Origin of the sequence: Nocardioides sp. SR21 (genome assembly GCF_022761125.1) — a bacterium.
GTDB lineage: Bacteria > Actinomycetota > Actinomycetes > Propionibacteriales > Nocardioidaceae > Nocardioides.
Genome location: NZ_JAKWJR010000001.1, coordinates 257,057 through 280,456 on the forward strand (window position 1 = coordinate 257,057; position 23,400 = coordinate 280,456).

The following is a 23,400-nucleotide window of genomic DNA, read 5'->3' on the forward strand; positions in this document are numbered from 1 at the left end:
CGGTCAGTTGAGCATCGCGGGCAGCCCCGCGAACAGGTCGTTGGTGAACGTCACCAGGGTGTGCATCATCCAGTTGCCGCAGAACAGCAGCGCGATGCCGACACCGAGGAGCTTCGGCACGAACGACAGCGTGACCTCCTGGATCTGGGTCAGCGACTGGAAGAGCGAGATCGTGAACCCGATGACGAGCGAGGTGACCAGGATCGGCGCGGAGAGCTTCAGTGCGACGACCATGGTGTGCAGCGCGATCTCGATGATGGCGGTGTCAGTCATGGGGACCCCTAGGTTCCGTAGCTGGAGACGAGGGCCTTGATGACCAGCGCCCAGCCGTCGACGAGGACGAACAGCAGCAGCTTGAACGGCAGCGACACCATGACGGGCGGCATCATCATCATGCCGAGCGCCATCAGCGCCCCGCTGACGACCAGGTCGATGACCAGGAACGGGATGAAGATGATGAAGCCGATGATGAACGCCTGCTTGAGCTCGGTCAGCACGAACGCGGGGATCAGCGTCGTCATCGACACCTCTTCCCGGTTGGCCGGCAGCTCCCGGTCCGCGACGTTCGTGAGCAGCACCAGCTCGTCGTCGTCGGTGTTGTCGAGCATGAAGTCCTTGAGCGGCTCGGTGCCCGCCTCGATCGCCTGCGACGCGGTCTTGTCGCCGTTGAGGTAGGGCTGGAGCGCGACCTCGTTGATCTCGGAGAGCACCGGGCCCATCACGAACAGGCTGAGGAAGAGCGCGAGGCCGGCGAGGACCTGGTTCGGCGGGGTCTGCTGGAGACCGAGCGCGTTGCGGGTCAGGCCGAGGACGATGAAGATCTTGGTGAACGCCGTGCAGCTGAGCAGGATCGCCGGCAGCAGCGAGATCAGCGTCAGGCCGATCAGCACCACGACCGAGTTGCTCGGGTCGTTGGTGATGCCGTCCAGGTTCACGGTGACGTCGGAGCCTCCGGTCCCACCGCTCGGGCCGTCCGGACCGTTCGGGCCGCCGGGGGCCGCGTTCGCGACGGCCGGGAGCAGGAACACCGTGACGAGGAGGGTCGCGGCGACGAACAGGGCCCGGCCGAGCTTCCGCCCGATCACGACGCCCTCTTGGTCGCGGCCGCGAGGGCCTGCTTCCAGGTGTCGACGCTCAGGACCGAGCCGGCGAGCGGCGAGGTCGATCCCTGGGGGAGCGAGATCATGGGCTTCTTCGGAGCGTCGTCCTCGACAGCCTCCTCGAGCTCGGGGAGCTCGATCTCGTCGGGGTCGAGCTCGGTGAGCACGCGGACCTGGTGCTCGGTGGTGCCGAGGACCAGGACCTTCGACCCGACCGACACGACGGAGATCGTCGAGCCGCGGGTGATGTGCTGGCGGTGCAGGATCTGCACCATCGCGCCGCTCTTGCCGCGGAACTTGCGGCCCCCGACGCGGGCGAGGAGGAGCAGCAGGCCGAGGACGAGCGAGAGCGAGAGGACCAGGCGTACGGCGAGCTCGACCACGTCAGCTCGCCGCGCCGTCGGTGAGGATCTCGGTGATGCGCAGGCCGTAGTCCTCGTCGATCACGACGACCTCGCCGCGGGCGATCAGCCGGCCGTTGACCAGGAGGTCGGCCGGGCTGCCGGCGGCGCGGTCCAGCTCGAGGACGGTGCCGGGAGCCATGTCGAGCAGCTCGCGCACGGTCATCCGGGCGCGGCCGATCTCGACGGTGACCTCCATGTCGACGCCGTGCAGCATCTCGATGCCGCGCGACTGCGTGGCGCGCGGCGCCGCGTTCTCGGTGACAGGCGCGGCGATCGGCGCGGGGGCGGACGGAGCCGGGGACGCGAAGGCGGCGTCGAGCAGGACGGCCTCGGGGACCAGGATCGCGGCGGCGGTCTCGGTGCCGTTGAGCGGGATCGTCACGAACGGGAAGCCGACGTCTCCGACGACCAGCGACGGGTCGAGCTGACGGGCGGCGCCGACGCGGGCGCCGAGGGCCTCCGCGAACGCGTCGAGCGTCGGCTGGATGGCAGCGGCCAGGTCGAGCCCGCCGAGCGGGCTGGAGGCGAGCGCGGTGACCAGGTCGTCGCCGACCAGCACGGCCACGCGACCGGTCGCGTCGCCCTCGAGGTCCGCGACGACCGCACCGGCGAACGGCTCGGCCACGCCCTCGCCACCCTGCAGCGGCGTACCCGCCGTGAGCGGCTCGGCGGCCGGCAGGACGGCGGCCGCGGCGCTGGCCGCGGTGATGGCGATCTGGATGTCGGCGGTCGGCGCGGTGGTCATGCGTTCTCCTTCGAGGTGCCCACGATGAGGGCGGCGAGTCGGTGTCCACTGGCACCGGCGGTGGCGTGGGCGAAGTTGATGCCGTCGACGACCACCTCGAGGGGGGCCGCGGCGGGGTGGGCGAGCCGCAGGGCGTCGCCGGGCTTGAGGGCGGCGAGGTCGACCGGGCCGAGGTTGGTCGGCCGGAGCCGGACCGCGACGTCGACCGGGACCCGCTGGAACTGCTGCTTGAGCTCGGCGGCGGCACGCTCGCGCTTGACCCGCTCGTGGTCGGAGAGCTCGGCGGGGGCGCCGGCGCGGACCAGGTGGGGGAGCAGGCCGGAGAACGGCATGCAGAGCGTCATCCGGAAGCTGCGCTCGTTGATCTTGAGCTCCAGGGCGGCAGCGACCATCACGTCGGCCGCGCCCGCCACCTGGGCGAACTGGGGGCTGTACTCGACCCCGCGGACCTTCGGCTGGAACGAGCCGATCGTCGCCATCGAGTAGCGCATCTCGCCGAGCAGCCGCTCGACCATGCCGCCGGCGACGCCGGCCTCGATCTCGGTCAGGGGGCGCTCGGGCTGGTCGATGCGACCCGGGCCACCGAGCATGTGGTCGACGCAGGTCATGATCGCGACCAGCGGGACCTCGAAGACGCCCTGCGCGAAGAGCGGGTCGGCCGAGAAGATCGTCAGGTACGTCGAGCTGTCGAGCGAGTCGATGTACTCGGCGTAGGTGCGCTGGTCGACCGACGTGAGGGTGACGACGCAGACGGTGCGCAGCGACGACGTGAACACGGTCGTCGCCTGGCGGCAGAACCCGTCGAGCGCGAGCTGCAGCATCCGCGAGTGCTCGCGCGACAGCTGGATCGGCTGCCGGAAGTCGTACGGCTGCGGCTCGGGACGCCGGTCGGCGCGGGCAGGCTCAACCGCCTCGGGGTGCGCGGTGAGCTCTTCGGTGGGGGGCACACCCAACCATTCGGCGCTGGGGACGCCGACTTGAGTGGATTCGAGGATCCGCCCGAAGTGTGACCCAGATCACACCGTGTCCGGGTGAGGGTCACGCCTCGGGGTACTGGGAGCTCCTAGGGGCCTTCCTAGGGGGTCACTGGGTGACGAAGTCGGTGAAATACACCTCCAGCACCTCACCGTGGTACGCGTGGTCGAGCTCCTCCTCGAGCTCCTCCTTCAAGTGCTTGCGCTCCTTGGCGGTCTGGACCTCTTCCATGGACTTGCCGCTGAACAGCTCGATGGTGGCGTCCAGTGCCTTGCTGCCGTCGACCTCGTGGGCGCCCTCGACCAGCTGCAGGGCCAGGCCGAGGCGCAGGTAGTGCCCCTCCTCGAGGTTGATCTGGATGGCCTCGAGAGGCACCACCTCACCGGGGACGGGCGCGGCCTCGGCGCTGGACGGCTTGAGGAAGAACCAGTAGCCGGCGCCCCCGACCAGCACCAGCACGAGGGCGATGATGATCAGCTTCTTCTTGCTCTTCTTGGGCTTCTCGTCGCCGTCGGCGGTGGCCTCGGGCGCTTCCTTCGTCTTGGTGCTCATCCTTCAACTCCCTGGTTGGCGCCCGATCGGGCGTTGATGACGTCGTCGATCAGCTGGCTCGACATGGCGTCGGTTCCCGGGAGGACGACGATGTCGACCCGCTTGTTGATGTCTTGAGACGCGGGCAGGCTCGGGTCGATCAGTGGTTCGGTGTGGCCGAAGGCGGAGGCCGACAGCCGGCTCTGGGGGATGCCGTGGAGCTCGTTCAGCCGGCGCAGCACCGTCACGGCGCGCGCGGCCGACAGGTCCCAGTCGGTGGCGTAGAGGCGGGGGCGGACCGGCTCCTGGTTGGTGTGACCATCGAGGCGGAGGGCGTTCGGGATGTCCGCGAGCACCGGCGCCAGCGTGTCCACGACCTGCTGGCCGCGCGCGCTCAGCGACGCGATGTCCGGCTGGAAGACCACGTGCCGCGACACCAGGCTGACCACCAGGCCGCGCTCGTCGATGATCGTGCGGACGTCGTCCTGCAGACCCTTCGCCTTCAAGGCGCCCAGCAGCTTCACCTCGACCGCCTTGAGGTTGCTCGCCTCGGCGCGTGCCGCGGCGAGCTGGCGCTGGCGCTCGGTCTCCGCGTCGGACGTGACGGGGTTCCCGGGCGGGGTGTCGAGGCTGTCGATCAGCGAGCCGGTGACCAGGTCGGGCTCGACCGCGGCGTCGTTGTCGTCGAGGATCGACTTGCTGCCCTGGAGCACGTTGGACTCCGCGCCGAACCCGACGGACAGGCTGTCGCGCAGCGCCTCGTACTTGGTCTGGTCGACCTGGCTCATGGCGAACATGACGATGAACAGCACCATCAGCAGCGTGAGCATGTCGGCGTACGTCACGAGCCACCGCTCGTGGTTCTCGTGCTCCTCGTGGTCCTCTTGCCTGCGGCGCCGGCTTCGGGGGGCTGACATCAGGCGGCCTCCTCCTCGCGTTGGCTCGCCGGGAGCAGGGAACGCAGTCGCTGCGCGACCAGACGCGGGTTGGAGCCGGCCTGCAGTGCGCCGACGCCCTCGATCACGAGCTCCATCTGGGCGACCTCGAGCTCACCGAGCCGGGTGATGCGGGCGCCGACGGGCAGGAAGATCGCGTTGGCCGACAGCACGCCCCACAGGGTGGCGACGAACGCGCCGGCGATCAGGTGGCCGAGCTTCTCGGGCTGGGCGAGCTGCTCCAGCACGTGGATCAGGCCCATGACGGTGCCGACGATGCCGATGGTCGGCGCGTAGCCGCCGGCGGAGTTCCAGAACTTGGCGGCCTGCTTGGTCTCCGCCTTCTTGGCGTGGACCTCGGCCTCCAGGATGTCGCGGAGCTCCTCGGGGTCGGTGCCGTCGATGGCCATCGTCAGTGCCTTGACCAGGAACGGGTCCTCGAGGTCGCTGACGTAGTCCTCCAGGGCCAGCAGGCCCTCGCGGCGGGCCTTGTCGGCGAGGGTGACCAGCTCGGGCACCAGCTTGGCGCCGCTCGGCGCGGGGCTGGTGAACGCCTTGATCAGGCCACGGAACGAGAGCTTCGCGTCGGCCATCGTGCCGCCCGCCAGGCAGATCACGAGCGTGCCGCCGAACACCAGGAGCATCGGCGGGATCAGGATCATCGCCATGGGGTTTCCACCCTCCATGACGTTCACCACCACGACGATGACGAACGCGAGGAGGATGCCGATCAGGGTTGCCGGATCCATCAGCTTTCCGTCCCATCGACTCGGTGGAGCTCGGTCACGGTGCCGAGGTGGCTAGGACTGGGCTCCTGCCACGGCTCGACGTCGAGGAGGGTGCTCAGGGCCAGGACCTCACCGCGGTGACGGCGCACGGCGGAGACGACGTCCTCGAGGGCGTCCACGACGACGTACTTCTTGCCGTCGACCAGCGTGATGACCGTGTCCGGCGTCGCGTCGATGCGCTCGATCAGGTCGGAGTTCAGAGCGAACACCGTTCCGGAGAGTCGCGTGAGCGTGATCATGGGTACCGTCCTTGGGCTGTGGTGCGAGCGGCCGTCCGTGGCTGCTCGGGGTATTCATCGGCCTGCCTGGTCCAGACCTGAGATGTACGTCCGAAAAAGCGAGCGCCCGGCACCGCCTCCTGTGGAGGAGTCGGTGCCGGGCACGCGGTGCGCCGGCGGTCGGCCGTCAGCGCTTGATGTTGACGAGCTCCTCGAGGACCTGGTCGGAGGTCGTGATGACCCGCGAGCTGGCCTGGAAGCCGCGCTGGGCGAGGATCAGGTTGGTGAACTCCTGCGCGAGGTCGACGTTCGACATCTCGATCGCGCCGGAGACCATCGAGCCGCGGGTGCCCTGGCCGGAGACGCCGAGCTGGACGGCGCCCGAGGCGGTGCTCTCGCCGAAGCTGGTCTCGCCGGTCTTGTTCAGGCCCATCGGGTTGGCGAAGTCGGCGATCGCGATCTGGGCGATGACCTCCTTCGAGCCGTCCTCGAACGTGCAGGTGACCTTGCCGTCGCGGCCGATCTCGTACGACTGCAGGTCGTAGGTGCCGGTCGAGTCCTGGGTCGGCAGCGTGATCTTGCCGAGGTCGCTGGCGTCGGACGGCGAGCTCATGACCGGGTCGCCGGCGGCGTCGACCGCGTAGCCCTGGACGTAGCCGCCACCCGGGTTCACCAGGTCGCGGTTCGGGTCGAAGTTGAACGCACCGGCGCGGGTGTACGTCGTGGTGCCGCCGCGGTTGATGACGTAGAAGCCGTCGCCCTGGAGCATCAGGTCGGTCGGGCGGCCGGTGGTCTGCGCCGAGCCCTGGTTGAAGTTGGTGTTGGTCGCCGCGACCTGGACGCCGAGGCCGACCTGGATCGGGTTGGTGCCGCCGGCGCCGCCAGCGGCGTTCGGCGCGGAGCTGTTGGTCAGCATCTGGGACAGGGTGTCCGAGAAGACCGTGGAGCTGGACTTGAAGCCGGCGGTGTTCGCGTTGGCGATGTTGTTGCCGGTGACGTCGAGCATGGTCTGGTTCACGCGCAGGCCGCTGATGCCGGCGAAGAGGGAGCGAAGCATGTGGATCTCCTGGGGGGTGTCAGTGGATCTGGGGGGTCAGGGGTCTGAGGTTCAGGGAGCGGGCGTGTCGCCCGTGGTGTCACCCGTGGTGGTGTCACCGGTGGAGGTGTCGTCGGTCGGGGTCGTCGGGGTCGTCGGGGCCGGCGGGGTCCCGACGGACTGGACCTGGCCGAGAGAGACGCTCTGGCCGCCGATCTGGAGCATCGGCCCGGTGGCGTCGAAACTGACCGAATCGACCACACCGGAGATCGGCTTGCCGTCGGCGTCGATGTAGGTGACGTTGCGACCGACCATGTTGCTGGCGCCGAACGACACCGAGGTGGCGAGGAGCGCCGCGGTCTGGTCGGCGACGTCCTGCATCTTCTCCAGCGACGTGAACTGCGCGGACTGCGCGAGGAACTCGCCGGAGTCGGCCGGGTTCAGCGGGTCCTGGTAGCGCAGTTGGGCGACCATCAGGTTGAGGAACATCTCCTTGTCCTCGCTGCTGGACTGGTTGGCGGGCGTGTACAGCCCGGGCTGCGTCGTCGTACCGACGGCTTCAGTGGCCCCTACGGTCACGGTGGCTCCTCACATCGTCACGTCGAGGCCCGTACGGGCCTGCGTGACTGACTCGGTGGGCCGCGACGGGTTCGTCGGGGCCTGGGTGCCGTCCGTGGCGTTGTTGCTTCCGTTCGTGTGGTTCCGGGACTGGCCGCCGGTGGCGTTCTCGCCACCCGGGCGCCCGGTCCAGCTGCCGGCTCCGCCGGCGAGGTCGGTGGGTACGCCGGAGCCGCTGGACGCGGCCGCGGGCTGGCTGACCGTCGTGCCGGGCTGGGCGCCGAGCAGGTCGCGGACCACGATGCGCGAGTCACCGCGGCCGACCAGGTCGAGCAGGCGGTGCAGCTCGGAGGCGCCCTCGGTGAGCGCCGCGCGGGCGTCGGCGCCGGCCGCGAGGCTGACCTCGAGGTTGCCGCCGCGGCTGGTCAGGACGACCCGGACCTCGCCGAGCGCCTCGGGGTTCAGCTTGATGGTGACCCGCTGCGGACCGTTCGGGTTGTTGACCACGCGGACGACCTCGGGGAACACCTGCCGCGTGACCTGGCTGGCGTCGACCGGTGCGGCCGACGACGTGGTCGTGACCGGAGCGGTGCCGGCGACCGGAGCCACGGTGGTCGTGGCCGGTGCGGTGGCGGAGCGCTGCTCCGAGGTGGCCGGGCGCTGTTCGACACCGGCGACGGCGACGTCGGGGAGCTCGGCGTCCGGCGCCGAGGTCGGGGCCGTTCCCGTGGCAACGGTGGGCTCGTCGGCCTTGGCCGACGCGGGCCGATCGGCGACGGGGGTCGTCGGCAGCGCCGCGGGGGTGGCGACCGCGGCGGTGACGGCCGGGACGGCGGCCACCGCGGGCGCCGCGGTCGCGGTGGCGGCAGACGCCTGCTCGGCCGGCGGGGCCTGGATCGTCACCGGCGCGAGGACGGGGACGACCGCGGCAGCGGCGGTGTTGATGTCGGGGAGTGAGGTCGTGGGCACGTCGACGGCCGGGGCGTCCGGGACGACGGTGGCGAGCTGAGCGTCCTCGGTGGCCGGCTTCACCAGCGCGTCGATGACGTCGGCGGTCGCCGCGGTGGAGCCCTCGACAGGCAGCTGCACCGGCTCCTGGCCGGGCACGGCCGCGGCGAGGTCGCCGCCCGGCTGCGCCGCGCCGTCGAGCAGGCCCTGGACCAGGGCGAGGAAGGCGTCGCCGGTCGAGCCGGTCGAGCCGGACGTGCCGGCCTGCCCGGTGGACTGCCCGGCCTGCCCGGGGACGAGACCCGGGAACAGACCGATCGGGGTGGTGGTCATGCGGCCTCCAGCTTGGACATGATGGAGCGGACGTAGTTGGTGGTCTCCGTGTACGGCGGGATGCCGTCGTAGCGCAGCACCGCACCCGGACCGGCGTTGTACGCCGCCAGTGCGAGCTCGGTGCTGCCGAACCGGTCGAGCAGCCCGCTCAGCAGGCGGGCGGCGCCGTCGACGGCCTGGGCCGGGTCGTAGGGGTTGGTGACCCCGAGGCCCTGCGCGGTCGCCGGCATCAGCTGCATCAGGCCCTGGGCGCCGGCCGGGCTGGTGGCCTGCGGGTTGAAGCCGGACTCCTGGCTCGCGACGGCGGCCAGCAGCTTCGAGCTCACGCCGTACCGCTGCGAGGCCTGCTCGAAGAGCGCGGCGTACGGCGTGCCCGCGGCGACCCTGCCGCTGGGGGCGGTCAGGGGACTCACCGCGGCGGACGGGTCCGGGAGGATCCGGCGGATCGCGGTGGGGGTCTCGTAGACCGAGCTGACCTTGACGTCCTGGCCCGGACGCGGCGCCTCGATCATCTGGTTGCCGCCGATGTAGATGCCGACGTGGTGCACCGGCGAGCCGAACGCCAGGATGTCGCCGGGCTGGGCATTGGCGAGCCCACCCTCGACAGGGCGGCCGGCCTCGGCCTGCTGGTACGACACCCGCGGCAGCTCGTAGCCGAGGTCCTTGTAGACCCGCTGGACCAGGCCGGAGCAGTCGAGCCCGGTGTTCGGGTCGGTGCCGCCCCAGACGTAGGGCACGCCGATGTACTTGCGCGCCGCGTTGACCACGGCCTCGCCCTGGCTGCTGCCGGTCGCGGTCGTGGTGCCGTCGGTGACCTGACTGAGTTGGTCGGCGAACTGGGTGCCGGTGGTGCTCGTGGTCTGCCGCGGCGCGAGCGCCGCCAGCTGCGACTGGATCTGTGCGATCCGGCTCGTCACTTCCTGAACACTCACGACGCCTCCATCTCACTCTGGGCGCGGCGCCAGAGGTCGGTGCCGACCTCGTCCTGCTCGCGGTCCTCGCGACGACGGCGCTCCTGGAGCGCGGCGGCGACGCGGCGGGCGACCAGGGACTCGACAGCGGCGAGCCGGCTGCGGTCCTCGATCCAACGGTTGCGGGCCAGGAGGGTCAGCCCCTGGGCGGACTCGAGGCCGGCGCGGGCGGCGACCAGCGCGTCGCCCAGGGCCTCGCGGTGGTGCTGACGAGCCTGGAACGACGCGACGTCGGTCGTGGCGTGGGTCGACACCGCGGCCAGCTGGCGCTCGAGCTCGGCGATCTGGTCGAGGACGGCGCGCTCCTCGGCGAGGGCGGCCGCGAGACCGATCCGGCTGTCGCGCTCGCGCACGCTGCGGAGGCGGACCAGGCCGCGGAGGTTCGAACCGGCGCGCTTCATGAGGCCATCAGCTCGCGCAGGGCCGACCAGGTGTCGGCGGCGGGCGTGGTGTCGTCCATGTCCTGGCGCAGGAAGTCGTTGATCCGGGGGAGCAGGGCGATCGCCGCGTCGGCATCGGCGTCCGCGCCGGCGACGTACGCGCCGATCTCGACGAGCTCCTTGACCGAGCGGTGCGCGGCCAGCAGCCGGCGCATCCGGTTGGCGTCCTGCTTGCTCTCCGGGGTCGTGATCGCCGAGGCGACGCGCGAGATCGACTCGAGCACGTCGATGCTCGGGAAGTGCGCGGACGTCGCCAGCTCGCGAGACAGCACGACGTGGCCGTCGAGGATCGAGCGGGCCGCGTCACCGATCGGGTCCTGCAGGTCGTCGCCCTCGACGAGGACGGTGTACAGGCCGGTGATGCTGCCCTCGGGCGACGTACCGGCACGCTCGAGCAGGCGGGGGAGCAGGGCGAACGCGCTGGGCGGGAAGCCGCGGGTGGCCGGCGGCTCGCCCGCGGACAGGCCGATCTCACGCTGGGCGAGGGCGACGCGGGTGAGGCTGTCCATCATCAGCACGACGTGGCGACCGCTGTCGCGGAACCACTCGGCGATCCGGGTGGCGACGAACGCGGCACGCAGGCGGACGACGGGGGGCTCGTCCGAGGTGGCGACGACGACGATCGACCGGGCCAGGCCCTCGGGGCCGAGGTCGTTCTCGAGGAACTCCCGGACCTCGCGGCCACGCTCACCGATCAGGGCGATCACGGAGATCTCGGCGTCGGTGCCGCGGGCGATCATCGAGAGCAGGGAGGACTTGCCGACGCCGGAGCCGGCCATGATGCCGAGGCGCTGGCCGCGCCCGCAGGCGATCAGGGAGTCCATGGCGCGTACGCCGAGGCCGAGCTGGGTGTCGATCCGCGGACGGCTGAGGGCGGCGGGCGGGGTGTTGTCGACGACCACGCTGTCGAGGTGGCCGAACGCCGGGCCGCCGTCGATCGGGCGGCCGAGGCCGTCGAGCACGCGGCCACGCAGGGCCTCGCCCACGGGGATCCGCAGGCCCTCGCCGGTCGCGCGGACGTGGTCGCCGGCGCGCAGGCCGGTGGTCTCGGCGAGCGGGAGGCAGGTCAGCAGGTTCTTGTCGCTGGCGACGACCTCGATCGGCACGATGCCGGCAGCGCCGTCGACCTCGAGCAGGTCGCCGAGCGCAGCGGAGACGCCGGCGACCGTGACGCGCAGGCCGAGCAGGCCGACGACGCGACCGCGCTGGGCGGGACGCACGGCGACGCGGGCCCGGTCGACCCGGGCCTCGGTGAGGACGGTCATCGCAGTGCCTCCCGGAGCCGCGTGAGGGCGGTGCCCACGCGCAGGTCGATGGCGCTGGTCTCGGTCTCCACGACGGCGTCGTGGCGTGCGAGGTCGGGGTCCACCACGAGGCGGACACCGTGCTCGTGAAGGGCGGCGACCGCGTCGCTGTGGACGACCGTGGGGTGCAGCCGGACCGTGGTGGTGGGGTCGTCGGGCAGCACGGCCAGCACGCGGCTGACGGTGGACGCGCCGGGGTAGGCCTCGACCGTGAGCTCGTGCCCGAGGATCGTCTCGGTCAGCTCGAACGCGAGGTCGACGGCCTGGTCGGCGATCCGGGTCGCGACCTCCTGGGCGGCGGAGCTCAGCTTGTCGGCGGCAGCGACCAGCGCGAGGAGCGCGGCCTGGTGCTCGCGCTCGCGGCGCAGCTCCTCCTCCTCGTGGCGCTGCTCGACCAGGGTGGCCGTGACGGCCGCCAGCTCGAGCGCCTCCCGGCGTCCCTCGGCCCAGCCCACGGAGTAGCCCTGGGCGCGCGCGGCGTCCCGGGTCCGCTCGGCGAGGACGCCGAGGGCAGCCTCGGTGACCTCGTCGCCGAGGACGGCGTGGTCGCCGAGGCGGGTCCACGTTCCGGTGCGCAGGTCGGGCCGGACCACGGTCTCGTAGCCGGCCTCGCCCAGGTCAGACGACAAGCTCATCGTCACTGCCCCGGTGGATGGTGATCTGGCCCTGCTCCTCGAGCTGACGGATGACGCGGATCACCGACTGCTGAGCCTCTTCCACCTGCACGAGGCGGACGGCGCCGAGCAGCTCGATCTCCTCGACGAGGTTCTCGGCGGCCCGGGTCGACAGGTTCGCGGTGATCTTGTTGCGGACCGCCTCGCTGACACCCTTGAGGGCGAGGGCGAGGTCGGCCTCGACGACCTGGCGGACGACGAGCTGGATGGAGCGGTCCTCGAGGTGGACGATGTCCTCGAACATGAACATCCGGCTGCGGACCTCGTCGGCCAGCTCGGCGTCGAGCGCCTCGAGGCCCTCGACGATCTGACGCTCGGTCAGGCGGTCGGACCGGTTGATGATGTTGACCAGCGGGTCGACGCCGCCGACGCGGGACATCTCGCTGGGCTGCAGCACCGACGACAGCTTGCGCTCGAGGTTGGCCTCGACCGACCGGATGATCTCCGGCGAGGTCCGGTCCATGACCGCGATGCGGTGGGCGACTGCGGCCTGCTGGCTCGACGGAAGCCCGGACAGCACCAGCGACGCCTTGTCCGGCGTCATGTGGGCCAGCACCAGCGCGATCACCTGGGGGTGCTCGTCGGCGATGAAGGTCCGCAGCTGGACCGGGTCGGCCCGGTGCAGGAACTGGAACGGCATCTGGATGGCGGCGGCCTGCAGCCGCTCCATGATCTCGGCGGCCTTCTCGGCGCCGAGCGACTGCTCCAGCATGTTCTTGGCGAAGCCGAGACCACCCTGCGCCCAGTTGGCGCGGGCCTTGGCCATCTCGCGGAACTCCTCGAGGACCGAGGTGCTCTCCGCGGAGTCGACGTACTCCAGTCGGGCGATCTCGGCCGAGATGGCCTCGACCTCGCTGTCCGACAGGTGGCTGAGCACCTGGGCGGCAGCGTCCTTGCCGAGCTGGATCAGGACGATGGCGGCCTTGCGGACGCCCATGGTTGCCACGTTCACGGTCATCAGGAGCGCTCCACCAGCCAGCCGCGCAGCAGCGTGGCGACGTCTTCGGGCTGGCCGTCGGCGAGGTTCGCGAGCTCGAGCCGCATCTCGTCGGCCGCGTTGTGCTCAGCAGCCTCCAGCGCAGCCAGCGCCGGGTTGGGCTCGATCGCGACCGCCGAGGCGGCGCGGTCGGCTGCGTCGAGACGCAGCTGCTCGACGAGGTAGGCGGTCTGCTCCTCCTTCTTCTTGGCGCGGCGGCGAGCGCTGAGCCAGGCGAGCAGGACGATCAGCAGGATCGCGACGCCGATGCCGAGGTTGCGGGCCAGCTTCCAGGTCTCCGCGTCCTTCGCAGCCTTGGCGGCGGCAGCCAGCTCGGCGGCCGCGGCCTCGTCGGCGGTGCGGTCGAACGGCATCGTCGAGACCTCGACGGTGTCGCCGCGCTTGAGGTTGATGCCGAGAGTGCCCTCGATGAGCTCCTGGACGTCGGCGACGTTGACCGCCTGGGCGGCCGTGGTGTCGAGGACGGCGCCGACGTGCATCGAGTTCACGCTGCCGGGAGCGGTCTCCCGGTGCTCGACGGTCTTGCCGACGCCGTTGTCCAGGGTGATGGAGCGCTTCTGGTACGCCGAGTTGCCGCCGGTGCCGTTCGTGAACGAGTCCATCTGGCCGTCCGGGCCGACGACGCCGGTCGCGCCACCGGCGCCGGCCGGGCCGCTGTACTTCTCGGTGTTCTCGCTGGAGGAGATCACCGGGGCGTCGTCCGCCTTGTCGTACGTGGTGGACTCCTGGATCGACTTGTCGAAGTCGAGGTCCGCGGTCACCTGCACGATCGAGTTGCCCGGGCCGAGGACGGTGTCGAGCATCGTCTGGATCCGCTTGACGGTGGCCTGCTGGAAGTCGTTGAGCTGCTGGTCGCGCGAGCTCGCACCCATGGCGCCGCCGTCGTCGCCGTTCGAGAGCACCTTGCCCGACGCGTCGGTCACGGTGACGTCGGCCGGGTCAAGGCCGTCGATGCTGGAGGCGACCAGGTGGACGACACCCTGGACCTGCTCGGGCTCCAGGGTGGTGCCGGCGCTGGTGTCGATCAGGATGGACGCGGTCGGCGGGTCCTGCTCGTCGGAGAAGACCTCCTTCTCCGGCAGCGCGAGGTGGACGATCGCGGTGTTCACGCCGTCGACGGCCTCGATGGTGTTGGCGAGCTCGCCCTCCATCGCGCGCTTGAAGTCGGTCTGCTCCTGGAACTCCGAGGTGGAGATGTCCTGGCCGTCGAGGAGCGAGTAGCCGGTGTCGCCACCGGACTCGGGCAGGCCCTTGCCGCTCAGCGCGATCCGCGTCGAGTAGACGTCGTCGCGCGGCACCATGATCGTGCCGCCGCCGTCGGCGAGCTGGTACGGCGTGCCCTCGGCGGCGAGCTCGTCGACGATCGCCGACGCGTCCTCGGACGCCAGGTTGCTGTACAGGGGTGCGTAGTTCGGGGTCGAGACCCAGCGGAAGACCATGAACGCCGCCAGCACGAGCGCGGCCACACCGACGACGGTGATGACGCGCTGGCCCGGCGTGAACGCCATGAACGTGGTACGGACGCGCGTGAGCGTCCGGTTGAGGTTCTGCTTCATCCGATCGGCATCCGCATGATCTCGTTGAAGGCCTCCATGGCGCGGTTGCGCACGGCGACCGTGAGCTGCGCGGTGACGGAGGCTTCAGTGGCGGCGACGGTGTAGTCGTGGATGTCGTCCAGGTCGCCGGTCGCGGCCTGCACGGCCAGGCGGTCCGACTTGTCCTGGACGGCCTCGAGGCGGTCCAGGCCCGAGACGAGCATGTCGCCGAAGGCGGCGCCGCCGGTCTTCGAGGTCTCGTTCACCGCCTCGGTGCCCGCGGGCATCACGGGGGCGACGCTCGGCGTGAAGCCGAGAGCCTCGATCGCGTTCACACTCATCAGGCACGTCCGATCTGAAGCGCAGCGCCGTAGGTCTCCTGCGCGTCCTTGGTGACCTGGGCGGCGGCCTGGAAGCCGCGCTGCGCCATCACCAGCTGGGTCATCTGGGAAGAGAGGTCCATCTCGGGGGCTCGCACGTAGCCGTCGGCGTCGGCGAGCGGGTTCGACGGGTCGGAGACCAGTCGCCCGGCCGGGTCGCTGACCGCGAGGCCGGCGACCTCGACGCCACCGTCCTGCGACGCGCGCATGATCAGCATCTGGGCCTGGAACGCGTCCTGGTCGGTGCTGGTGACGGTGTTGACGTTCGCGATGTTCGACGCGAGCGTGTCGAGCCACGTCTGGTGCGCACCGAGCGAGGAGCTCGCGATGCGCAGCGTGTCGAAGGCGCCCATTACTGAGCGACCGTCTTCATCAGGTCGAAGCGGTCGGTCGTCGCCCGCGTCATGATCTGGTACTGGAACTGGGTCTGGACGGCGGCCATCGTCTCCTTGCGGAGGTCGACGTTGTTGCCGTTGGCACCCACCGGGGTATCCGTCGCGAGGAGCGCGGGCTGGAGGTCGGCGGTGTACTCGCCGGAGCTGATCGCTGCGCGCAGGCTCGTCTCGAAGTCGACGTTCACGGCGCGGTAGCCGGGGGTGTCGACGTTCGCGATGTTGTCAGCGATGACCCGCTGGCGCTGGGCGATACCGTCCAGTGCTGAGTCGAGCACCGCACCGACCGGACCTGAAATGGCGAACGACACGCCAACCTCCGTTGATACGAGGGTGGTGCCGGTCCATCGGCCAGGGGGAGAGCAATCCGTCGCTCACTGGTTACTTCGGCGTCTGATCGCTCGACTTGAGAAGATGTCGAGGGAGATTCGCCCTGTTTTGAGCCGGATCAGGCGTCGATGTCGAGGTAGAGCGACGGCCGGCTGCGGCCATTGGTCGCCCGGTCGACGCGCGCGGCGAACTGGTGCTGCCGGCGGGTGCGGTCGACCACGTGGGACAGGGCGCGCTCGGCGCGCTCCTGGCGCTGGCGGATCTCGATCGCCCGGTCGACCAGGTCGGCGGGGATGGGGCCGGCCAGCTGCGGCTCGTCCCACGGGTCCAGCGCCTCGTGGTCGGACTCGGGGTCGACGAGGAGCCGCTCCACGTAGATCACCTCGAGCTCGAGGCGGTCGAGGGCGGTCTCCCAGTGCAGGTGGTTGCGCGCGTCGAGCGCGCCCGGCTGCAGGTCGTCTGCGGTCAGCCGGGTCACCCGGCGGTGCGCGGTGGTGCTCATGCCGACGCCTGGAGCAGCGACATGGCGGCATCACGCCAGGTGTCACGGAGCTGCGCGACCAGGGTCAGGCAGGACTCGGTGATCGTGAGGTCCTTGGCCATGTTGGCCTTGACCAGCTGGCCGTGGAGGAAGTCGTAGATGGCAGCCAGGCCCGGTCCGCCCTCCCAGGCGTCGACCTTGAGGCTGGCCCGCAGCTCGAGCACGATCTCCTGGGCGTGCAGCAGCGGCGCGTGGGCGTCGCTCGGACGGCCCGAGCGCAGTGCCTCGGCGGCCCGCTCCAGGTCGAGGTTCAGCCGCTCGCACAGCATGACCAGCAGCTGGGCGGGGCTCGCCGTCTGCACGGTCGCGGCCAGATAGGTGTCTCGCGGGTTCTGCATGCTCATCGGTGGTTACCTCACGACCAGCTCGGGAGACCGGCGATCTGGCTGGCGAGCCAGTTGCCCTGGCTCTGCAGGCCAGACAGTGCGGTCTCGAGTGCGGAGTACTGCTTCTCCAGCGCCGCCCGGCGAAGCTCCAGACGGTCGTCCCAGTCGGCGATGGACTTGGTGAAGCGGGTGACCGTCGCGTCGCGGCTCGAGATCGCCGAGGTGAGCGTGCCGCTCACCCGGTCGCAGGCCACGGTCGCGGTCGCCTTGAGGCGAGCGGCCCAGCCGTCGGTCGCGGTCGTCGCGCCGGACGTGAACATCGCGGCCACGGCATCCGGGTCCTTGGCGTAGGCCTCCTTGAACTTGGCCTCGTCGAACACGAGCTTGCCGTAGCGGTCGGTCTGGATGCCGACGTCGGCCATCGTGCTGGTGCCACCCTTGATGAACACCGTCTCGAGGAGCGAGTTGCGGACGGCGCGCGCGGTCGAGTCGCCGGCGAGGCTTCCGGCCGCCGAGGTCGCGGTCTTGGTGGCGGTCAGGCTGTCGATCCCGCCCAGCAGGGAGTTGAGCTGGGTGACGAGGGCCTTGACCGTGTCCGTGATCGTGGTGGGGTCCTGGGCGATCGTGATGGTCGCCTTGGAGCCGATCGCGGCGGTCGGGTCGAGGGTGACGTCGACGCCGGGGGCCAGGTTCGTGAACGTGTTGCTGCTCGACGTCGCGGTGATGCCCGCGCCCAGGCTGATCTGCGCGTCGGCGCCGGCCGAGACGGTCGCGCCGCCCATGAGATCGCTGCCGTCGTCGTTGGTCAGCGTGAAGTCGGTGGTGGCGCCCGTCGCGGTGGACTGCGCGAGCAGGCGGTAGGTGCCGTCGGCGGTCTTGACCGCGGTCGCGGAGACGCCGGTGTCCTTGCTGGAGGCGTTGATCGCGGCGACCAGGTCGGTCAGCGTGCCGTCGCCGGTCGCGATGTCGTGCTCGGTGCCGTCGTGGCTGGTGATCTTCACGCTGGACCCGGTGACGACGACGTCGTTCAGGTCCGCGGAGTCGGTGAAGCCGAGCTGGTGCTTGGCGGCCAGCTTGTCGACGGTGATGGCGAACGAGTTGGCAGCCGCGCTGCCGGCGACCTTGACGGTCACGCCGGTAGCGCCGGCACCGGTGACGGTGCCCTTCACGGTCTGCCAGGTGGTGGCCTTCGAGAGGATGTCGGCCTTGTCGCGCAGCAGCGTCGTGTCGGTGTTGGTCGCACGGAGCGCAGCGAGCTTGGCCTTCTCGGCGGCCTGCTGGGTCTCGAGTCGCGTCTGCGGAAGCGCCTCCAGCTGCATGAGCTGGTCGATGATGTCGGCGGTGTTGAGGCCGCTCGCCAGTCCGCTGATGCTGCTCGTTGCCACGAGATCCTCCTGCTTGTCAGAAAAGGTGGGCAGGTCTAACTGCCCGGAATCCCCGGGGGAGTGGTGACACTCCCCCGGGGATCCATGGGAACCGTCGGTGAATCAGCCGGTGGTTGATCCACCTACGAGATCAGCGCAGCAGGGAGAGAACGCCCTGCGGGGCCTGGTTCGCCTGCGCCAGCATGGACGTGCCAGCCTGCGACAGGATCTGCGAGCGGGTGAAGCTCATCATCTCCTGGGCCATGTCGGTGTCGCGGATGCGGCTCTCCGACGCGGACAGGTTCTCGATCGCGGTGTTGACCGAGTTGATGGTGTGCTCGAACCGGTTCTGCAGGGCACCGAGCGACGCACGCTGCGTGGAGATCGAGTTGATCTCGGTCTGCACCGTGGTGGAGTCGGTGATGACCGCGCCGGAGACGTCGAACGCCTTGAGGGCGGCCGCACCGTCGACGGTGATCGTGTCGGCGGTGTCGTAGCCGACCTGGAAGGTCAGGTCAGCGTCGTTGAACAGGGCCACACCGTTGAACTTGGTGTTGTCCTTGATCCGGACGATCTCCGAGTGGAGAGCGTCGAACTCGCCCTGCAGGGCGGCCTCGGCGTCGGCGTTGCCGGTGACCGCACCGCTCTGGTACTGGACCGAGAGGTCGTTCATGCGCTGCAGCATGGAGTGAACCTCGGTGAGCGCACCTTCAGCGGTCTGCACGACCGAGATGCCGTCCTGGGCGTTGCGGGCGCCGACCTTGAGGCCGCCGACCTGGGCGCGCAGGCCCTCGGAGATCGCGAGACCGGCGGCGTCGTCGCCGGCACGGTTGATCCGGTAACCGCTCGACAGCTTCTCGAGCGACTTCGACAGCTGGCCCTGGGTGACCGAGAGGTTCCGGTACGAGTTGAGGGCGTCGACGTTCTGGTTGATGCGGAGTGCCATGAGGGGGGTTCCTTCCTTGGGGGGTGTGACTGCTGGACCCCATCCGTGGGATCCGTCAGAGGGTCTATCGGCGCCTGCTGAGGAGGCTTGAGGGGGATTCCGAGAAAAGTTTCAGTTTTTTCTGGAGGCCCACTCGGCAGGCACCGAAAGCGGGGGGACGGGCGATGCCGGGGTGATGCCGGGGTGGTGCCGGGGTGGTGCCGGGGTGTCGCTGGGTGGGTCGTCAGCTGGCGTTGTACGTCGCGGCCGGGGTGGGCCTCATCTGGCCGCGCAGGCCGGCGGCGTGCCGGTCGGCGACGGCCGAGAAGTACGCCTCGCGGCGGCGCGCAGCGCAGCCGTTGGGTCGGGCGGCCGGCGCGACCAGCTCGGGGTCGAGCGCCATGTTGAGGGCGTCGCGCAGCAGCACCATCGCCTCGGCCCGCAGCTGCGAGACCCGGGACTCGGTGACGCCGAGGGTCTCGGCGATCTCGCCCATCGGGCGCTCGGCGAGGAAGTACTGCTCGACGACCAGCCGCAGCCGGTCGGGGAGCTCGGCGATGGCCTCGGTCAGGTAGGTGAGCCGCTCGCGGTGCTCGAGCATCGCCTGCGGGTCCGGGGCGCTGCTGACCAGGCGCTCGCCGATGGCGTCGTCCTCGGAGGCGCTGAGCGACAGCACCTGGGCCCGCGACACGTCCTCGTCGTTGGCGATCACCTCTTCGATGGTGATGCCGGCGGCCTGGGCCACCTCGGCGGGGCTCGCGGTGCGGCCCAGCACGGTGGCCAGGTTGGCGCGGGTCATGTCGAGCTCGCGGGAGCGGCGGCGCACGGAGCGCGAGGCCCAGTCGATGCTGCGCAGGTCGTCGACGATCGCACCGCGGATGCGGGTCGCGGCGTACCGGTTGAACGGCACACCTCGCTCGGGGTCGTAGGCGTTGGCTGCTTGGACGAGTGCGGTCAGTCCGGCGGAGGTGAGGTCGTCGCGGTCCACGTGGGACGGCACACGGGACATGGTCTCTCGGACGATGTGTCCGACCAGGGCCATGTGCTGCACGATCAACGCCTCGGAGCCCGGCGGGACGTCGTTATTCGGGGGAGTCACGCCGGAAAGCGTGCAGAGAAAATCAAGCGTTGTCATCCAATACGGGGGAATTCGATCCGATTTCGACAAGTGGGCTGAATCACCCTCAAGTCCCCCTAAAACCCTGCCGATGCATGACCCAGGAAACTCTCGCACTCATGGGTGAATTCGGGTGTTCTGAGGCCCTTCTGAGCCTCCTCCCGTCACGCGTGCGTCACGCGTACTAATACGCCCCGCCGACGCCTGCGAAACCTTGGGCAAAATCCCTCAACACCGCCCTGCGCTGTCCGATCAGTGATCTAGACCAAGAAATCACCATCGATGGGAGCAGGGCACGTGGAGAAGCTGACGTGGGTCCTCTGGAGAGAGCGGGAGCTCCTCGAAGGTCTGCTGTACCGGCTCGAGCTCGAGGAGCTGGTGATGTCCAGCGGCCGCACCCGCTGGATCGCCGCTTCGGCGCGCGACGTCGAGGAGGCGGCCCGTCAGATCCGTGAGGTCGAGGTGCTCCGCGCCGTCGCCGCGGACGAGGCCGCCGAGACCGTCGGCCTGTCGCCGAACCCGAGCCTGAGCGCTCTCGCCACCGCGGCGGACGAGCCCTGGGCCACGATCCTCACCGAGCACCGCGACGCGCTGATGGTGCTCAGCGACGAGATCATCAAGGCCGCCGCGACCAACCGCGGCCTGATCTCCTCCGGCCTGCGTGCCGCGCACGAAACCCTCCTCGGCCTCGGCAACGGGGCGAAGACCTACACCGCCGACGGCGCTGTAGCGGTCGGACAGACCCGCTCGGCCGTCCTCGATCGGAGCCTCTGACCCACATGGCCGGCACTTTCTCCTCCATCAACACCGCGCTGACCGCACTGCGCTACCAGCAGGTCGCGCTCGACATCGCGAGCACCAACGTCGCGAACGTCGGCACGGACGGCTACGTCCGTCGCCGGGTCGTCGGTGAGACCCTCGGCGCGGCCAGCGGCCCGGCGCTGTGGGCACGCTCCAACGAGACCGCCAGCGGTGTGCAGACCTCGCGGGTCGACCGGATGACCGACGCGCTGCTCGACGTGCGCGTCCGTCGCGAGCACGGCCGCCAGGCCAACCTCGACATGCGGGCGCTCTCCCTGGCCCGCGTGGAGACCGGCCTCGCCGAGCCCGGTGACAACGGCGTCGCGCACGCCCTCGGCAAGTTCCGCGCCGCCATCGGCGACGCCGGCAACGCCCCGGGCAGTGACGCCGCGCGCAGCCAGGTCCTGGCCGCCGCCAACACCGTGGTCGACGCGATCCGGCTCCAGTCCACCCACGTCAACGACGAGATCTCGGACCAGCAGGCGCACCTCGACGTCAGCGTCACGGAGATCAACACGCTCACCAAGAACCTGGCGGAGACCAACCGGACGATCGCAGCCGCCAAGGCCGGTGGCTCCGACACCACGACGCTGATGGACGCGCGGGACGCGATCGCGCTGCGGCTCTCGACCCTCACCGGCGCCAAGGCGACCGAGGGCGCGGACGGCCTGATGAACGTCACGCTCGACGGCCAGGAGCTCGTCACGGGCTTCGAGGCCGCGACCATGACGGCGACCGCCGGCCCGCCCGCCACGTCCTTCGAGCTCGACCCCGACGCCACCGGCGCGACCGTCTCGCTCGTCACCGCGAGCATCGGCGGTGACCTCGGTGCCACGGCCGAGCTGCTCGACAACGACCTGCCGCAGTACCTCGCGGACCTCGCGGTGGTCGCCCAGGACCTGGCCGACCACGTCAACGCCCAGCACACCGCGGGCTACGACTCGAGCGGTACGGCGGGCGGCAACATGTTCACGTACGACCCGGCGGACGTGCTCGGAACCCTCGCCGTCGCGATCACCGACCCGAGGGAGCTCGCGCTCTCCGAGGTGCCGGGCGGCGGCAAGGACGGCAACAACGCCCTCGCGCTGTCCAAGTCGGTCGACGTCGACGACTCCTACCAGCGACTGGTCAACGGCTTCGGCAGCAAGGTCAACTCGGCCAAGCAGCTCGCCGACAACCAGCAGGCGCTGACCACCCAGGTCGACAACGCCCGCGAGCAGCTCGCGGGCGTCAGCCTCGACGAGGAGACCGTGAACATGGTCAGCGCGCAGCGCGCCTACGAGGCCGCCGCGCGCGTGATGTCCACTCTCGACGAGGTGCTCGACACCCTGATCAACCGAATGGCGAGGTGATCGCATGCCCACCGTGCGCATGACGCAGTCGATGATGAGCCACCAGGCGATGGGTGGCATGCAGCTCGGCCTCAACCGGCTCGCGAAGGTGCAGGAGCAGCTCGCGACCGGCCGGATCATCAACCGGCCGTCCGACGACCCGACCGGTGCGACCTCCGCCATGCGGATCCGCACCTCGGTCGCGTCCCAGGAGCAGTTCGTCCGAAACGGCGAGGACGCCATGGGCTGGCTCAACCAGCTCGACTCGAGCCTCGCCGACAGCACCGACCTGGTACGCCGCGCGCGCGAGCTCGCGATCCAGTCGACCAGCGGTGCCGTGGGGCAGCCGTCCCGCGACGCGCTCGCCGGCGAGATCGACCAGATCATCGACGGTCTGATGACCACCGCGAACGCGACGTACCTCGACCGACCGGTGTTCGGCGGCGTGACGCCCGACAAGATCGCGTACCACAAGGTCGCGGGTGCCGTGGAGTACGCGCCGACCGCGACCGGATCGCAGGGCGTGCTCCGCACCGTCGGCGACGGCGCGACCGTGCGCGTCGACATGGAGGGCCCGGATGCGTTCGGGCCCGAGGGCGACTCGGTGTTCGACCACCTCGCCGCTCTCGCGGCGGCGCTGCGCTCGAGCGACCCGGCCGGCGTGACCGCCGCGGCGGACGCGCTCGAGCTCGACGGCCAGCGGCTGATCAACTCGCAGGCCGAGATCGGTGCCCGCACCAACCGCGTCGAGTACTCGCTCACCGCCGCGACCGACGCCGGCCTGCGCCTCACGTCGTCGCTCTCGGAGATCGAGAACACCGACATGGTGAAGGCGACCGTCGACCTCCAGCTGCAGACCGTGGCGTACCAGGCCGCTCTCGGTGCGACCGCCAAGGTCATGCAGCCCAGCCTGCTGGACTTCCTGCGATGATGACCGCGACCCTCACCGGGGAGTCCCGGACCTCCCGACCCGATGGAGACACCGTGACCGTGACCGACATGGCGACCGAGACCGAGCTGCCGGTGATCGAGCTCGTGCACCCGATGCCCGGGTTCCCCGATCTCCACAAGTTCGCCCTGGTCCAGCTCGACGACACGGGCCGGCTGTCCAGCCTGACCTCGCTCGAGCAGCCCGACCTGCGCTTCCTCGTGGCGCCGCCGGCGCCGTTCTTCCCCGACTACGAGCCCGAGGTCGACGACGAGGTCGTCTCCGAGCTCGGCATCGAGGAGGTGGAGGACGTGCTGCTGCTCGTCGTCCTGAACGCCGGCCGTTCGCTGGCCGAGACGACGGCCAACCTGGCCGCCCCGGTGCTGGTGAACACGGTCACCCGACGAGCGGCTCAGGTGATCTTGGACCGTCCGGGCCTGCCCGTCGCTGCGCCTCTCATCGCCTGAGTGGGT

Annotated in this window: 30 protein-coding genes; 4 read left to right on the forward strand and 26 right to left on the reverse strand. The window is 70.4% G+C overall.

Annotated features, from left to right (window positions below; genetic code table 11):
* Window positions 1-3: 3 nt before the first annotated feature.
* The 26 genes from MJ604_RS01265 to MJ604_RS01390 all read right to left on the reverse strand — a co-directional run bounded on the left by MJ604_RS01265 (window position 4) and on the right by MJ604_RS01390 (window position 19,849).
* Window positions 4-273, reverse strand: coding sequence for a flagellar biosynthetic protein FliQ (locus MJ604_RS01265; protein WP_243056460.1), 270 nt, complete (start codon window positions 271-273; stop codon window positions 4-6).
* An 8-nt stretch (window positions 274-281) separates the two neighbouring features.
* Entirely contained in the window at window positions 282-1,085 is an 804-nt protein-coding gene (gene fliP / locus MJ604_RS01270) for a flagellar type III secretion system pore protein FliP (protein ID WP_243056461.1), read from the reverse strand.
* A complete protein-coding gene (locus tag MJ604_RS01275; protein ID WP_243056462.1) occupies window positions 1,082-1,483 on the reverse strand; it encodes a flagellar biosynthetic protein FliO in 402 nt (133 codons plus the stop codon). The genes fliP and MJ604_RS01275 overlap by 4 nt, the downstream gene beginning before the upstream one ends.
* 1 nt (window position 1,484) lies before the next feature.
* The gene (fliN, locus tag MJ604_RS01280; RefSeq protein WP_243056463.1) at window positions 1,485-2,249 is read right to left on the reverse strand and encodes a flagellar motor switch protein FliN; all 765 of its coding nucleotides are present in this window, start codon (window positions 2,247-2,249) and stop codon (window positions 1,485-1,487) included.
* Entirely contained in the window at window positions 2,246-3,196 is a 951-nt protein-coding gene (locus MJ604_RS01285) for a flagellar motor switch protein FliM (RefSeq protein ID WP_243056464.1), read from the reverse strand. The genes fliN and MJ604_RS01285 overlap by 4 nt, the downstream gene beginning before the upstream one ends.
* A 136-nt stretch (window positions 3,197-3,332) precedes the next feature.
* Complete coding sequence (fliL, locus tag MJ604_RS01290) at window positions 3,333-3,776, reverse strand: flagellar basal body-associated protein FliL (RefSeq protein WP_243056465.1); 444 nt, start codon at window positions 3,774-3,776, stop codon at window positions 3,333-3,335.
* Complete coding sequence (locus MJ604_RS01295; protein ID WP_243056466.1) at window positions 3,773-4,672, reverse strand: flagellar motor protein MotB; 900 nt, start codon at window positions 4,670-4,672, stop codon at window positions 3,773-3,775. The genes fliL and MJ604_RS01295 overlap by 4 nt, the downstream gene beginning before the upstream one ends.
* Window positions 4,672-5,439, reverse strand: a complete 768-nt coding sequence (locus tag MJ604_RS01300) for a motility protein A (protein ID WP_243056467.1) — start codon at window positions 5,437-5,439, stop codon at window positions 4,672-4,674. The genes MJ604_RS01295 and MJ604_RS01300 overlap by 1 nt, the downstream gene beginning before the upstream one ends.
* Window positions 5,439-5,717: a flagellar FlbD family protein gene (locus MJ604_RS01305; protein WP_243056468.1), complete on the reverse strand. Its 279-nt coding sequence runs from the start codon at window positions 5,715-5,717 to the stop codon at window positions 5,439-5,441. The genes MJ604_RS01300 and MJ604_RS01305 overlap by 1 nt, the downstream gene beginning before the upstream one ends.
* 166 nt (window positions 5,718-5,883) lie before the next feature.
* On the reverse strand, window positions 5,884-6,753 hold the full coding sequence (locus tag MJ604_RS01310; protein ID WP_243056469.1) for a flagellar hook-basal body complex protein: 870 nt from the start codon (window positions 6,751-6,753) through the stop codon (window positions 5,884-5,886).
* Window positions 6,754-6,804: 51 nt separating this feature from the next.
* Window positions 6,805-7,311 (reverse strand): flagellar hook assembly protein FlgD, encoded by a 507-nt coding sequence (locus tag MJ604_RS01315; RefSeq protein ID WP_243056470.1) that lies wholly within the window; start codon window positions 7,309-7,311, stop codon window positions 6,805-6,807.
* A gap of 9 nt (window positions 7,312-7,320) precedes the next feature.
* The gene (locus MJ604_RS01320; RefSeq protein ID WP_243056471.1) at window positions 7,321-8,571 is read right to left on the reverse strand and encodes a flagellar hook-length control protein FliK; all 1,251 of its coding nucleotides are present in this window, start codon (window positions 8,569-8,571) and stop codon (window positions 7,321-7,323) included.
* A complete protein-coding gene (locus MJ604_RS01325) occupies window positions 8,568-9,488 on the reverse strand; it encodes a transglycosylase SLT domain-containing protein (protein ID WP_243056472.1) in 921 nt (306 codons plus the stop codon). Before MJ604_RS01325 ends, MJ604_RS01320 begins: the two co-directional genes overlap by 4 nt.
* 11 nt (window positions 9,489-9,499) lie before the next feature.
* Window positions 9,500-9,943, reverse strand: coding sequence for a flagellar FliJ family protein (locus MJ604_RS01330; protein WP_243056473.1), 444 nt, complete (start codon window positions 9,941-9,943; stop codon window positions 9,500-9,502).
* The gene (locus tag MJ604_RS01335; RefSeq protein ID WP_243056474.1) at window positions 9,940-11,247 is read right to left on the reverse strand and encodes a FliI/YscN family ATPase; all 1,308 of its coding nucleotides are present in this window, start codon (window positions 11,245-11,247) and stop codon (window positions 9,940-9,942) included. Before MJ604_RS01335 ends, MJ604_RS01330 begins: the two co-directional genes overlap by 4 nt.
* Entirely contained in the window at window positions 11,244-11,921 is a 678-nt protein-coding gene (locus tag MJ604_RS01340) for a FliH/SctL family protein (RefSeq protein WP_243056475.1), read from the reverse strand. Before MJ604_RS01340 ends, MJ604_RS01335 begins: the two co-directional genes overlap by 4 nt.
* A complete protein-coding gene (gene fliG, locus MJ604_RS01345; RefSeq protein ID WP_243056476.1) occupies window positions 11,905-12,918 on the reverse strand; it encodes a flagellar motor switch protein FliG in 1,014 nt (337 codons plus the stop codon). The genes MJ604_RS01340 and fliG overlap by 17 nt, the downstream gene beginning before the upstream one ends.
* Complete coding sequence (gene fliF / locus MJ604_RS01350) at window positions 12,918-14,513, reverse strand: flagellar basal-body MS-ring/collar protein FliF (RefSeq protein ID WP_243056477.1); 1,596 nt, start codon at window positions 14,511-14,513, stop codon at window positions 12,918-12,920. The genes fliG and fliF overlap by 1 nt, the downstream gene beginning before the upstream one ends.
* Window positions 14,510-14,833, reverse strand: coding sequence for a flagellar hook-basal body complex protein FliE (fliE, locus tag MJ604_RS01355; protein ID WP_243056478.1), 324 nt, complete (start codon window positions 14,831-14,833; stop codon window positions 14,510-14,512). Before fliE ends, fliF begins: the two co-directional genes overlap by 4 nt.
* On the reverse strand, window positions 14,833-15,225 hold the full coding sequence (locus tag MJ604_RS01360) for a flagellar basal body rod protein FlgC (protein WP_243056479.1): 393 nt from the start codon (window positions 15,223-15,225) through the stop codon (window positions 14,833-14,835). Before MJ604_RS01360 ends, fliE begins: the two co-directional genes overlap by 1 nt.
* Window positions 15,225-15,575 carry a flagellar basal body protein gene (locus MJ604_RS01365; RefSeq protein WP_308194102.1) on the reverse strand — a complete coding sequence of 117 codons (351 nt, stop codon included), beginning with the start codon at window positions 15,573-15,575 and terminating at the stop codon, window positions 15,225-15,227. Before MJ604_RS01365 ends, MJ604_RS01360 begins: the two co-directional genes overlap by 1 nt.
* Window positions 15,576-15,712: 137 nt before the next feature.
* Window positions 15,713-16,096: a hypothetical protein gene (locus tag MJ604_RS01370; protein WP_243056480.1), complete on the reverse strand. Its 384-nt coding sequence runs from the start codon at window positions 16,094-16,096 to the stop codon at window positions 15,713-15,715.
* On the reverse strand, window positions 16,093-16,479 hold the full coding sequence (gene fliS, locus MJ604_RS01375) for a flagellar export chaperone FliS (RefSeq protein WP_243056481.1): 387 nt from the start codon (window positions 16,477-16,479) through the stop codon (window positions 16,093-16,095). Before fliS ends, MJ604_RS01370 begins: the two co-directional genes overlap by 4 nt.
* 11 nt (window positions 16,480-16,490) lie before the next feature.
* Entirely contained in the window at window positions 16,491-17,846 is a 1,356-nt protein-coding gene (fliD, locus tag MJ604_RS01380; RefSeq protein WP_243056482.1) for a flagellar filament capping protein FliD, read from the reverse strand.
* A 130-nt stretch (window positions 17,847-17,976) separates the two neighbouring features.
* Window positions 17,977-18,771: a flagellin gene (locus MJ604_RS01385; protein ID WP_243056483.1), complete on the reverse strand. Its 795-nt coding sequence runs from the start codon at window positions 18,769-18,771 to the stop codon at window positions 17,977-17,979.
* 223 nt (window positions 18,772-18,994) lie between these two features.
* Entirely contained in the window at window positions 18,995-19,849 is an 855-nt protein-coding gene (locus tag MJ604_RS01390) for a sigma-70 family RNA polymerase sigma factor (protein ID WP_243056484.1), read from the reverse strand.
* 300 nt (window positions 19,850-20,149) lie between these two features.
* Here MJ604_RS01390 and flgN point away from each other — a divergent pair, with 300 nt between their 5' ends.
* The 4 genes from flgN to fliW all read left to right on the forward strand — a co-directional run bounded on the left by flgN (window position 20,150) and on the right by fliW (window position 23,394).
* Window positions 20,150-20,641 carry a flagellar export chaperone FlgN gene (gene flgN / locus MJ604_RS01395; protein ID WP_279235234.1) on the forward strand — a complete coding sequence of 164 codons (492 nt, stop codon included), beginning with the start codon at window positions 20,150-20,152 and terminating at the stop codon, window positions 20,639-20,641.
* Window positions 20,642-20,646: 5 nt separating this feature from the next.
* Window positions 20,647-22,020, forward strand: a complete 1,374-nt coding sequence (gene flgK, locus MJ604_RS01400; RefSeq protein ID WP_243056486.1) for a flagellar hook-associated protein FlgK — start codon at window positions 20,647-20,649, stop codon at window positions 22,018-22,020.
* Window positions 22,021-22,024: 4 nt separating this feature from the next.
* Entirely contained in the window at window positions 22,025-22,930 is a 906-nt protein-coding gene (locus tag MJ604_RS01405) for a flagellin (protein ID WP_243056487.1), read from the forward strand.
* 68 nt (window positions 22,931-22,998) lie between these two features.
* Window positions 22,999-23,394: a flagellar assembly protein FliW gene (gene fliW, locus MJ604_RS01410; RefSeq protein WP_243056488.1), complete on the forward strand. Its 396-nt coding sequence runs from the start codon at window positions 22,999-23,001 to the stop codon at window positions 23,392-23,394.
* Window positions 23,395-23,400: the final 6 nt, after the last annotated feature.

Bases quoted from the DNA above. Each gene is read 5' to 3' on its own strand.
- MJ604_RS01265 (WP_243056460.1), bottom strand. From the start codon at position 273: ATGACTGACACCGCCATCATCGAGATCGCGCTGCACACCATGGTCGTC.
- fliN (WP_243056463.1), bottom strand. From the start codon at position 2,249: ATGACCACCGCGCCGACCGCCGACATCCAGATCGCCATCACCGCGGCC.
- fliL (WP_243056465.1), bottom strand. From the start codon at position 3,776: ATGAGCACCAAGACGAAGGAAGCGCCCGAGGCCACCGCCGACGGCGAC.
- MJ604_RS01295 (WP_243056466.1), bottom strand. From the start codon at position 4,672: ATGTCAGCCCCCCGAAGCCGGCGCCGCAGGCAAGAGGACCACGAGGAG.
- MJ604_RS01300 (WP_243056467.1), bottom strand. From the start codon at position 5,439: ATGGATCCGGCAACCCTGATCGGCATCCTCCTCGCGTTCGTCATCGTC.
- MJ604_RS01305 (WP_243056468.1), bottom strand. From the start codon at position 5,717: ATGATCACGCTCACGCGACTCTCCGGAACGGTGTTCGCTCTGAACTCC.
- MJ604_RS01310 (WP_243056469.1), bottom strand. From the start codon at position 6,753: ATGCTTCGCTCCCTCTTCGCCGGCATCAGCGGCCTGCGCGTGAACCAG.
- MJ604_RS01320 (WP_243056471.1), bottom strand. From the start codon at position 8,571: ATGACCACCACCCCGATCGGTCTGTTCCCGGGTCTCGTCCCCGGGCAG.
- MJ604_RS01330 (WP_243056473.1), bottom strand. From the start codon at position 9,943: ATGAAGCGCGCCGGTTCGAACCTCCGCGGCCTGGTCCGCCTCCGCAGC.
- MJ604_RS01335 (WP_243056474.1), bottom strand. From the start codon at position 11,247: ATGACCGTCCTCACCGAGGCCCGGGTCGACCGGGCCCGCGTCGCCGTG.
- MJ604_RS01340 (WP_243056475.1), bottom strand. From the start codon at position 11,921: ATGAGCTTGTCGTCTGACCTGGGCGAGGCCGGCTACGAGACCGTGGTC.
- fliG (WP_243056476.1), bottom strand. From the start codon at position 12,918: ATGACCGTGAACGTGGCAACCATGGGCGTCCGCAAGGCCGCCATCGTC.
- fliF (WP_243056477.1), bottom strand. From the start codon at position 14,513: ATGAAGCAGAACCTCAACCGGACGCTCACGCGCGTCCGTACCACGTTC.
- fliE (WP_243056478.1), bottom strand. From the start codon at position 14,833: ATGAGTGTGAACGCGATCGAGGCTCTCGGCTTCACGCCGAGCGTCGCC.
- MJ604_RS01360 (WP_243056479.1), bottom strand. From the start codon at position 15,225: ATGGGCGCCTTCGACACGCTGCGCATCGCGAGCTCCTCGCTCGGTGCG.
- MJ604_RS01370 (WP_243056480.1), bottom strand. From the start codon at position 16,096: ATGAGCACCACCGCGCACCGCCGGGTGACCCGGCTGACCGCAGACGAC.
- fliS (WP_243056481.1), bottom strand. From the start codon at position 16,479: ATGAGCATGCAGAACCCGCGAGACACCTATCTGGCCGCGACCGTGCAG.
- MJ604_RS01385 (WP_243056483.1), bottom strand. From the start codon at position 18,771: ATGGCACTCCGCATCAACCAGAACGTCGACGCCCTCAACTCGTACCGG.
- flgN (WP_279235234.1), top strand. From the start codon at position 20,150: ATGGGAGCAGGGCACGTGGAGAAGCTGACGTGGGTCCTCTGGAGAGAG.
- flgK (WP_243056486.1), top strand. From the start codon at position 20,647: ATGGCCGGCACTTTCTCCTCCATCAACACCGCGCTGACCGCACTGCGC.
- MJ604_RS01405 (WP_243056487.1), top strand. From the start codon at position 22,025: ATGCCCACCGTGCGCATGACGCAGTCGATGATGAGCCACCAGGCGATG.
- fliW (WP_243056488.1), top strand. From the start codon at position 22,999: ATGGCGACCGAGACCGAGCTGCCGGTGATCGAGCTCGTGCACCCGATG.